The following is a 9,650-nucleotide window of genomic DNA, read 5'->3' on the forward strand; positions in this document are numbered from 1 at the left end:
GGAGTTCATGACACAGCACACTCGCACGCGTACTCGGCTCGCGCTCGGCGCGGTCGTCGGGGTCGTCGCACTGGGACTGGCCGCATGCACCGGAACACCGACCGCGGGCGGTGGCGACACCGGTGGTGATGGCGGCGGGTCGAGCATCGACAGCGTCGCGGTGATCGCGCCGGCTGATCCTGGCGGTGGGTGGGACCAGACCGCGCGTGCCTTCGGACAGGCGCTCAGCGACGAGTCGCTGGTCTCTTCTGCGCCGGTGTCGAACATCGGCGGGGCCGGCGGCACCGTCGGACTCGCCTCGCTCGCCACCGAGGGAAACCCGAACACTCTCATGATCACCGGCAGCGTGATGGTCGGTGCGGTCGAGACGAACGCGTCGGACGTGCGGATCGAGGACATGACTCCGATCGCGAAGCTCACCGAAGAGCCGCTCGTCATCGTCGTGCCGAAGGACAGCCCGTACGACACCCTGAAGGACTTCATCGACGCCTGGGTGGACGAAGGCGCGGGCATGGCCGTCACCGGCGGATCCGCCGGTGGTATCGATCACATCCTCGCGGCGCTGCTGCTCACCGACGCGGGCGTGGATGCTGCGGACGTGCCGAGCAAACTCAACTACATCGCCAACTCCGGCGGCGGCGAGGCGCTCACGATGCTGCTGGGCGGTCAGGTGCAGGCCGGAATCTCGGGCGTGGGTGAATTCTCGCAGCAGGTCGAGGCAGGCGATCTGAAGGCGCTTGCCGTGTCGTCGGGCGAACCGGCGCTGCTGCTGCCGGAGGTTCCGACACTCACCGACGAAGGCGTCGACCTGGTCGTCACCAACTGGCGAGGACTCATCGCGCCCGGCGACATCTCGGACGACGAGAAGAAGGCGCTCGAGGACCTGGTGACGTCGGTGAACGACAGTGCTGCGTGGGCCGAGATCCTCGAGACCAACGGCTGGACCGATGCGTTCCTCGTGGGCGATGAGTTCTCCACGTTCCTGGAAGGCGACATCTCCACGACGAAGGAGACGCTCAAGACGATCGGCCTGATCGAATGACGAGCCAGATCACAACGGGAGCGTCGGCGATCGCCGGCGCTCCCCGGTCGCGCAGGCTCGGGGAGCTCGCCTTCATCGGCGTGATCATCGTGTTCTCGGTGGTCGCGCTCGTGATGACGGGCTTCATCCGCGAGCCGGTCGGATCCTCGAACGTTCTCGGCGCACGTGTGGTGCCGTACGCGGTCACCGGTCTCATGCTCCTGTCGTCGCTCGCGGCGTTCGTCGCGGTGCTGCGCGGCGACGTGGGCGCTCCGGATGAGGGTGAAGACGTCGACACCGAGGCGCGGACGTCCTGGAAGACGGTGATCTTCCTCGCTCTCGCGTTCGCGTCGCTCATGGTCGTGATCCCGATCGCCGGGTGGCCGGCCGCGGTGGTCGTGCTCTTCACCGGTGCGTCGATGGCACTCGGCTCATCGAGCTGGTGGAAGGCGCTCCTGCTCGGACTCGGACTCGGAGTGCTGACGCAGCTGCTGTTCGGCAATCTGCTCGGACTCTCCCTGCCGCCGTTCGGCGCGATCCTGCCGGGCCTCATCGAGAGTTCGGGGGTGTTCGGTGGATAGCCTGCAGCTGCTCATGGACGGCTTCGCGACAGCGCTGCAGCCGCAGTATCTGCTGTTCGCGTTCGTCGGCGTGCTTCTCGGCACCGCGGTGGGCGTGCTCCCCGGCATCGGGCCGGCGATGACTGTGGCACTGCTGCTGCCGCTGACGTACACGCTGGATGTCACGAGCGCGATCATCATGTTCGCCGGCATCTACTACGGCGGCATGTACGGCGGGTCGACGACGTCGATCCTGCTGAACACGCCAGGGGAATCGGCATCCATCGTCACGGCGCTCGAAGGCAACAAGATGGCCAGGATGGGCCGCGCCACGGCCGCGCTGGCCACCGCCGCGATCGGATCGTTCATCGCCGGCACGATCGCGACGGTCCTGCTCACGCTGTTCGCACCGTTCATCGCCGACTTCGCAGTGACCCTGGGACCCGCCGACTACTTCGCGTTGATGATCGTGGCGTTCCTCACCGTGGGCGCTCTGCTCGGAGCGAGTCCGATCCGTGGCATCGTGTCGCTGTCGATCGGTCTGTTCCTGGGGCTGATCGGCACAGACACGCTGACCGGGCAGGCGCGCTTCACCTTCAGCATCCCGAACCTGGGTGACGGGATCGACGTCGTGATCGTCGCGGTGGGCCTGTTCGCGGTCGGCGAGGCGCTCTACGTCGGCTCACGGCTGCGCAGCGGGGCTCTGCCGATCATCCCCGTCTCCGGCAACTGGCGCTCCTGGATGAAGAAGAGCGACTGGAAGCGCTCGTGGAAGCCGTGGCTGCGCGGCACCGCGATCGGATTCCCCATCGGAGCGATCCCTGCCGGCGGCGCGGACGTCGCGACGTTCCTCTCCTACGCGACCGAGAAGCGGCTCGCGAAGGATCCCTACCGGCAGCAGTTCGGCAAGGGTGCGATCGAGGGTGTGGCAGGGCCGGAAGCGGCGAACAACGCGGCCGCGGCGGGTGTGCTCGTACCGCTGCTGACGCTCGGGCTGCCGACGACCGCGACCGCCGCGATCATCATCTCGGCGTTCCAGACCTACGGAATCCGCCCCGGCCCGCTGCTGTTCGACAGCCAGCCGGCGCTGGTGTGGGCGTTGATCGCGAGCCTGTACATCGGTAACGTCGTGCTGATCATCCTCAACCTGCCTCTGGTGGGCATGTGGGCCAAGGTGCTGCAGATCCCGCGGCCGTACCTGTACGCGGGGATCCTGGTGTTCGCGGGGCTCGGTGCGTACGCGGCGAACTTCACGATCTTCGACATCGGCGTGCTGCTGCTGCTCGGCGTGATCGGGTTCTTCATGCGCAGGCACGGCTATCCGGTTTCGCCGATGGTCGTCGGAGCGATCCTCGGTCCGATGGCGGAGGAGCAGTTGCGCAAGGCCATGGCGATCAGTCAGGGCGACGCGCTGTACCTGGTGCACAGCCCGATCTCGATAGTGATCTACTCCGCGATGGTGCTGATCATCGTGCTGGGCGTCTGGCTCAAGCGTCGCCAGGCGCGGTTCGAGGCGGCGATGTCGGATATCGACACCGCGACGATCCGGACCGTGGACGAGGAGATCGCGCAGCAGTTGCGGCAGCGATGAATGCGGATGGGCGGCAGCGGGGTCTCCGCCGGCGCCCATCCGTTCTTTCAGGCGATGGCCATCAGATGATCTGTCGGCCCTCCCGCTTCGCTTCGCGAGCGTCTTTCACGAAGGCGCGGATGATCACGGCGAGTACGCCGATGACGATCACGGGCCAGACGAGCACGTACGCAGCCATGAGAATGAGTTCCATCACGCGTCCTTTCCTGCGAGTGCGCCGTCTCCGGCTGCTTCAGCGTTCTTGATCGCGCTCTCCGTCTCGATCATGATCTCGGTCTCCGCGGTGTCGAACTCACCTGTGCGCTGCTTGATGAGTTCGAAGTCGAATCGTCTCGTCTTGTTCAGCATCGTGATCGCCACGCACACGATCGTGCTGACCGCATAGGCCACGAGCGATCCGGAAAGCACCGGATAGGTGTGCAGGAAACCGATCGCGAACGGGGCGGATGCCACGATCGAGACGGCTCCGACGCCGATGGCGACCTTCAGCCCGAAGAACCCGAACGACATGAGTGCCAGCACGACACCGATGCCGATCACCGACAGCACATCACTGACGATGCCGAGTCCGCCTGACAGATCGACCCACTCGAAGCGCACGGGGAGGAACGCGGCGAGGGCGGCGATGACGGCGACGCTGAACGCCACGTTGGTGACGCGGTTCCAGTAGAAGCTCGCGATCACCGGGAAGACGAGCGCGCCCCACATGGCTCCCACGAATACCAGCAGGTCGAGGATGTTGAACTGCATCGACGCGAAGCCGAGTGCTGCCGCTGTTGCACCGACCATGGTCAGTCGCCCCACCAGGAGCATCGTCTTCGGGTTCGCGTTCTTCTTGCCTGCGATGTTCTGACCGTAGATGTCGGCCATCATGATCGACGAGAGCGCCGTCATGTCGGCATCCGCCGTCGATGACAGCGAGCCGATGATCATGACGAAGAACACGCAGATCAGCAGCGGGCTGAGGTAGGTCGCGGCCATCTGCGGGATCAGGTTGTTGACGTCGCCGTCCATCGGCTGGACTCCGGCGTACAGCGCGATGACGCCCAGCATTCCGACGCCGATGATGGTCGCGCCGTAGCCGACGGTCGCGGTGATGAACGTCTTCTTGATGAGGTCCTCACGAACAGCGAACAGCCGCTGTGCGATCGTCTGGTTCCCGATCGCGTAGGCGAGCACCGCAGCGATGTACGGTGCGCCCTGGTTGAAGAACGCGTCGGAGGAGAAGAAATCGCCCTGCTGCGGTGTCAGGTTGGAAGCACCGGTGACGAACAGGTCGGGGCCGCCGGCGGCGAAGAAGATCACCGGGATGATGATCGCCACCGCGCCGAGCATCGCCAGCACCTGGGCGAAGTCGGTGAGCACCGACGCACGGAAGCCCGACCACAGCGTGTAAGCCAGAACACCGATCGCGATCGCGACGATGCCCTGGGTGAACGTGAACGGCGACAGCATCGCGATGAGCGCACCGCCGGCGATCAGGTTCGATGTGAGGCTGATCAGGCTGCCCAGCACGTTGGAGCCGGCGAGCATGAGCTGACTCGAGCGGCCGTGCCGCGCGAACATGACCTCGGCGATCGTGTGCGCCTTCGGAGCCACCTTGCGGATGCGGCGGCCGAAGGGGTAGATGAGCAGGATCATCAACGCTCCCCAGAGCCCGTAGTGGATGGGGCCGGAGATCCCGTAGGTGTAGCCGGACGTGGCCGAGGCGTACATCGATGACGCCCAGATCCAGGTCGCCGTCATGGATGCGGCCGATATGCCGAAGCCGATCTTGCCGCCGCCGGTCATGTAGCCGTCGGCGTTCTCCTTCTTACGGGAGATGCGGATCGACATGTACAAGCTGCCGCCGAAGAAAAGCAGCATGAGCAGGACCACGATCGGTCCTGAGAGTGTTTGGAGGTCTCCCACCGGGTGTTCTCACTTTCTCGTCTTTGATGCGGCACGGCCGCTGGTCGAAGGAGAAAGTGCCCGCTAAGTGGGGGAGAGGGAGGTCAGAGGTTGGGTGGACATCGAGAGATCTGATGCTGTCAGCATGGCGAACGAACCTGGACCACTGAGGCGCATGGCAGCGCACAGACGAGAGGCCCGGGGTGCGGCTCCTTTCCGGTCGTCCACGTTCGGGCACGCCGATTGCCGGCGCATCCTCAGCGGGAGTCGAATGATCGCGGGGCGCGCAAGTCGGGCGCGCGTCGCGTGAGAGCGCACAGTGCGCTCCCTGCTCATGCATGCACGAGCATCCTTTCCACCATAGCAAGTTCCCAGGGGACTGCCGATTTCGGGCGGATCAGGTGAATGCCGAAGGATCAGGCGTGCGTCTCAGACGCAAGAAGCCCTCGGGAACCGAGGGCTTCTTCATGGTGGACCTCCGTAGAGAGTTTGAGAACCCCTGCCCACACCTGAAAACCTTGTCTTTGCGCAGGTCACGGGGCTTGTACGACCATGACCAGCGCTCATCGGAGCCTACAGTCTTCGACTCCAGGGGTCGAGTGGTGCGATCACTTGAGATGGCTCAAACCCTGCTACGGCCCGAGCAGGTCGACGACCTGGTGGCGCAGTACCGCGAGGGCGCGACGCTCGTGGAGCTGGCGTCCCTGTTCGGAGTGAACCGCCGCACGGTCGCCAGCCACCTCACCCGGCGGGAGGTGACGATCCGCCGTGGACGGTTCGATCCTTCCCGCATCCACGAAGCAGCCGACCTCTACCTCAGCGGGTTGACGCTGGTAGAGGTCGGCGTGAAGGTCGGGGCGGGGCCTCAGGCAGTCCGGCGAGCGCTCGCTTCGCACGGCGTAATGATCCGTCCTGGTGGGCGCCGTGGTTCCCGGATCACTGCGTAGGGGGCTTCGATAGCGGAGAGCGATGATCAGGACTTGTTCGACCCGCGCTCCTATCCAACTCTTGGTTGCTAGCCGGGGATCACGAGACCAAGCCGTTCGGCCAGTGCTCCCGGTGTGTCTTCGCGATCTTGCGCAGGTTACCTCGGACGACTCTCAGTTCTGCCGTCGACGGCACGTCGTCGTCGTGGTTCCCAGGATTCAGGACCGTCGCAAAGGTGTTCCATTGACCCTTCTCCCCGTTATCAAGAGCGAAACCGCGGACGAGCGGGACGAGTTGCCCCAGCATTGATGCCTCGGCATCGACGTCCGCGACCGAGCAGGCTGCACCGGCCTGAGTACGCCCGGTAGCGATGATCTGCTTCGCAAGGCGCTCTGCCGCCGAACGATAGCTTCCGCACGCGGCCCTGCGGCCGCGTGCAGTTGGTGCGTTGAGATTGTCCTCAGCATCCAGCATCAGTCGGCTAAACATGTCGGACGTCTGTGTCGGCACAGTACCGGCCCTGGGATCGACAAGATTCAGTTCATACGCAATCAGTCCACGATGGTCGTGATTGCTCATTGTCCAGTCAGCCAGTCTGCTGTCGTAAGTAGTCAAGATGACCTGCACACCATCATCGAGAAGCTTCGCAATGGTGTTCTGAACGAAGGTAAGTCGGTGGTCAGGGTCGCTTCCAGGGATGGGATCGTCGAGGACCACTACCGGTGAGTCAAGGAGTTCGATGCGTGCCAGGAAGATCGACAGGCCGAGCGCGTTCAACTGTGAGTCACTGTAAACGCCGAGCGCGTCGCGCACGACCGGCGATGTTCCCGCTTCGGCGTGCAGTGCGGCTATCAAGTTTACGAAGCGAGTGCCGCCGGCACGTGTTCGCGCACCCACGAAGTCGACCAACTCGTCAGGACGGATCGTCAGCCACCAAGACTTGATGGTGTCGCTCATCTCGGCGAAGCGCGCGTCGAGCAGCTCGACCGAAGCATCCTGAAGTGCCTTCTCGGCCGCTTTCGCCCGGGCCAATGCGCGTTGCCGCTCGGATGATCTGATCACGTCACCTGCGAGCTCCGCCACTCCGTCGAGCAGCGTCAGCAACTGCCGATGATCAGCGATCCCAGCACGTTCCTCGATGACCGGCGCGATTGCAGTTTCAAGCGCGGAGGCGGCTTCCGCGTGCAACTCGCGCTTCGTGCGTACAGTATCGAGAGTTGTACGCAGGCCGCCGAAGGCCGCTTCAATGTCAGTCGGGTACTCTCGTCGCTCGATCGCAAGTCGCAGAGTGGCGATCGCTTCACGGACTTCGCGCCCCGCGGTGACGAGCGCCTGCGTGGAATCGGTCAGAGCTGTCGCAGCGGCATAGGCGTCTCGGACGAGTGTGGGCCGAAGGCCCCAGTCCTGAAGTTTCGCCGCCAGCGCGTTGAGCTCGGTCTCCGACAGGCTGCCAGTGCTAGGCATGCCTGCACGCACGAACTCTGCGAGGGCCGTGAGCGTCTCGCCTGCTCGGTCAATGGATGCGAGTGTCGTGGCGGCGGTCTGATCAAGATTTGAAGCGTGGCCTAGCTCGGCTCTCATCGTGTCAATGCGCGCTGGTGTCAGCGCTTCCGGCGTCGCGCAGACCGGACAGTCTGCGGGAGCAGTTAGCTCCGCGAACTCATGCACTCGCAGGACTGCTGCGAAGATGGGCAGCAGGCGGGCGACTTCCTCCTCAATCGAGGCAAGCGCCTCCCTGTAGGAAGTTGTGTCGGGCACCTCGAGTTCGACTGAGGGAAACGGCGCTGCAACAAACTGTGCGATCGGGAAGAGCGCCTCCGCCTTGGCTCTAGCGCGGGTCTCAAGTCCGGTCTTGGCGTCGGCAAGAGTTGAGTAGTGCTCTCCCGTAGCTGCTCCGGCCGCCTCACGTAACTCTGCGGACAAAGCGTCCGTGACCGCGCCAGCACCGGAGGATGCGGTTCTGGCGATGGTTTGGAGACGACTCCGTGCGTCAGAGAGGTCCGTAGGTAGCGTCGCCACCCTCTGGAGCCACGGTCCATCGGGCTCTTGTTCCAGGTGCTTGCGTGCTTCGGCGACTCGTGCACGTAGCAGGTCGAGGTCACTGAGGGACAGAAGCGACTTGAAGTATGAGACTCGTTGCTTGGGTTCCGTCGAAAGGGCGTGGCGAAGGATGTGCTGCAGCAGGACGGGAGCGCGCACCGGCGGGTCGGCCAGCATGAGCCCGACACTCGACAGGTCACTGACCTCGTTCCCGTCGACGAGGAGCCGACTCTCGCATTCCGCCCCTCGGCCAAAGTCACCGGTCAAGATCCGCCGAACACGGTGGAGCGAACCGTCAGCAGTACGCACTACAGCTTCCACGAAGACCTCATCGTCGCCCTCAGGGAGATGAGCATTTCGTAGGCTGTCGTTGTACTCAGCCTTCGCACCACCAAGAAGCTCCCGGCGACTGCTATAACCCGACAGCAAAAACTCCACAGCCTCGGCCAGGCTGGTCTTACCCTGGCTGTTGCCGCCGTGAGCCACCGTCAGGGGCGCGTCCAGTTCGAAGTGGGCAGGCACCGTGCCGAAAGCTCTGAAACCGCGTACGTCGATCGAGACGATGCTGGTTCTGCTCATGGGGTTCGCCAGCTCTCGACAATCGTGCCGATAGCCTCATCCAACTGATCGACCGACGCGGCCGTCGCGACCGCATCGAGGAGCGCGTGAGCGTCTGCCTTCGCGGGCGTGGCATGCCCAAGCAGCGCAGTCAGCGGCTCCAGGTTGGGCAACAGTTCGGACACCCACAACAGTGTAGTGAACGGACCCGCACTCACCTGTGAAGCAACGGCTCGGTACCAGCTGCGGCGTGGCCCCTCGACTGGCTCGCATCGTCGTCTCGCCGCCCACCGTGTCGCGCGGCGGCCTCAGCGATGCTCGCGCGCACCAACAGGAGGAGGCTCGTGGGGCCCATGATGATGAACTTGAGTGCGTTCCAGCATGCCCACAGGACGATGAGGTTGAGCCAGCCGGGGCCGCCGTCGGCTGCCGAGCTAGAGCAGATGCTGGCGATCAGGATGTATGGAAGCGCGACCAGCATCGCGGGTATCCCCCACTTGAGTCCGCGACGTGTGCGGATGGCAGCGAGCAGTCGGTTGCTCGGCATGTAGCGGTGCAGGTAGTCGCGGGTGCGAACGCTGATCGTCCAGATAAGGCGGAACATGACGGGCCTCTCGTCACACGTGTTACTCCGTCGAGGAGGCAGAATGAACCGTCCCAGGTTCTGTGCCGCTTCTATGCGGGTTGCGGCTCTCGGGTGATGGCCGCGTAGTAGGTCGCCTCGAACTCGTCGGGGCTGACCATTCCGAGGCTACCGTGGAGCCTTCGGTTGTTGTACCAGTCGACCCAGCCGCCGGTCGCGAATTCGACGTCCGCGATCGTCTTGTACGGGCCGTCGTGGAAGATCGTCGTGCGCACGCACTCGGCCTTGTAGAGGCCGTTGATCGTCTCCATGAGGGCGTTATCGTACGCATCGCCGACGCTCCCGATCGATGGCGCGATGCCGTCGAGGGCGAGCCTTTCGGTATATGCCACAGCGGTATATTGACTTCCCGCGTCGCTATTAAGCCGAATTCGGCTTAACTCGGATTATGCCGAGGTTTTCGTTAAGCCGAGGATTCGT

Annotated in this window: 9 protein-coding genes and 1 pseudogene; 4 read left to right on the forward strand and 6 right to left on the reverse strand. The window is 64.2% G+C overall.

All coding sequences use genetic code 11. From position 1 onward, the window contains the following. Positions 1-7: 7 nt before the first annotated feature. The 3 genes from JF52_RS0115990 to JF52_RS0116000 are packed head-to-tail and all read left to right on the forward strand — an operon-like array spanning position 8 to position 3,172. Complete coding sequence (locus JF52_RS0115990) at positions 8-1,042, forward strand: Bug family tripartite tricarboxylate transporter substrate binding protein (RefSeq protein WP_033107572.1); 1,035 nt, start codon at positions 8-10, stop codon at positions 1,040-1,042. Continuing rightward, on the forward strand, positions 1,039-1,602 hold the full coding sequence (locus JF52_RS0115995) for a tripartite tricarboxylate transporter TctB family protein (RefSeq protein WP_052167126.1): 564 nt from the start codon (positions 1,039-1,041) through the stop codon (positions 1,600-1,602). Before JF52_RS0115990 ends, JF52_RS0115995 begins: the two co-directional genes overlap by 4 nt. Continuing rightward, the gene (locus JF52_RS0116000; RefSeq protein WP_052167127.1) at positions 1,595-3,172 is read left to right on the forward strand and encodes a tripartite tricarboxylate transporter permease; all 1,578 of its coding nucleotides are present in this window, start codon (positions 1,595-1,597) and stop codon (positions 3,170-3,172) included. The genes JF52_RS0115995 and JF52_RS0116000 overlap by 8 nt, the downstream gene beginning before the upstream one ends. A gap of 61 nt (positions 3,173-3,233) precedes the next feature. Here the strand turns inward: JF52_RS0116000 and JF52_RS17905 are convergent, their stop codons facing one another. Both JF52_RS17905 and JF52_RS0116010 read right to left on the reverse strand, forming a co-directional pair. After that, positions 3,234-3,365, reverse strand: coding sequence for a putative transporter small subunit (locus tag JF52_RS17905; RefSeq protein ID WP_033107573.1), 132 nt, complete (start codon positions 3,363-3,365; stop codon positions 3,234-3,236). Next, positions 3,365-5,038, reverse strand: coding sequence for a sodium:solute symporter family protein (locus JF52_RS0116010; protein ID WP_052167141.1), 1,674 nt, complete (start codon positions 5,036-5,038; stop codon positions 3,365-3,367). Before JF52_RS0116010 ends, JF52_RS17905 begins: the two co-directional genes overlap by 1 nt. 641 nt (positions 5,039-5,679) lie before the next feature. Here JF52_RS0116010 and JF52_RS0116015 point away from each other — a divergent pair. Continuing rightward, positions 5,680-6,009, forward strand: a complete 330-nt coding sequence (locus tag JF52_RS0116015; RefSeq protein WP_235272490.1) for a hypothetical protein — start codon at positions 5,680-5,682, stop codon at positions 6,007-6,009. Positions 6,010-6,088: 79 nt separating this feature from the next. Here JF52_RS0116015 and JF52_RS17105 read toward each other — a convergent pair whose 3' ends face one another. The 4 genes and pseudogenes from JF52_RS17105 to JF52_RS0116035 form a co-directional block, all read right to left on the reverse strand. Beyond that, positions 6,089-8,608, reverse strand: a complete 2,520-nt coding sequence (locus JF52_RS17105; RefSeq protein ID WP_033107574.1) for an AAA family ATPase — start codon at positions 8,606-8,608, stop codon at positions 6,089-6,091. Then, positions 8,605-8,772 carry a hypothetical protein gene (locus tag JF52_RS17540; RefSeq protein ID WP_157732530.1) on the reverse strand — a complete coding sequence of 56 codons (168 nt, stop codon included), beginning with the start codon at positions 8,770-8,772 and terminating at the stop codon, positions 8,605-8,607. Before JF52_RS17540 ends, JF52_RS17105 begins: the two co-directional genes overlap by 4 nt. Positions 8,773-8,801: 29 nt before the next feature. Next, positions 8,802-9,191: a hypothetical protein gene (locus JF52_RS0116030; RefSeq protein ID WP_052167130.1), complete on the reverse strand. Its 390-nt coding sequence runs from the start codon at positions 9,189-9,191 to the stop codon at positions 8,802-8,804. 71 nt (positions 9,192-9,262) lie between these two features. Next, positions 9,263-9,604, reverse strand: a pseudogene (locus JF52_RS0116035) (transposase); the annotation flags it as partial. Positions 9,605-9,650: the final 46 nt, after the last annotated feature.

Origin of the sequence: Microbacterium profundi (assembly GCF_000763375.1) — a bacterium.
GTDB lineage: Bacteria > Actinomycetota > Actinomycetes > Actinomycetales > Microbacteriaceae > Microbacterium > Microbacterium profundi.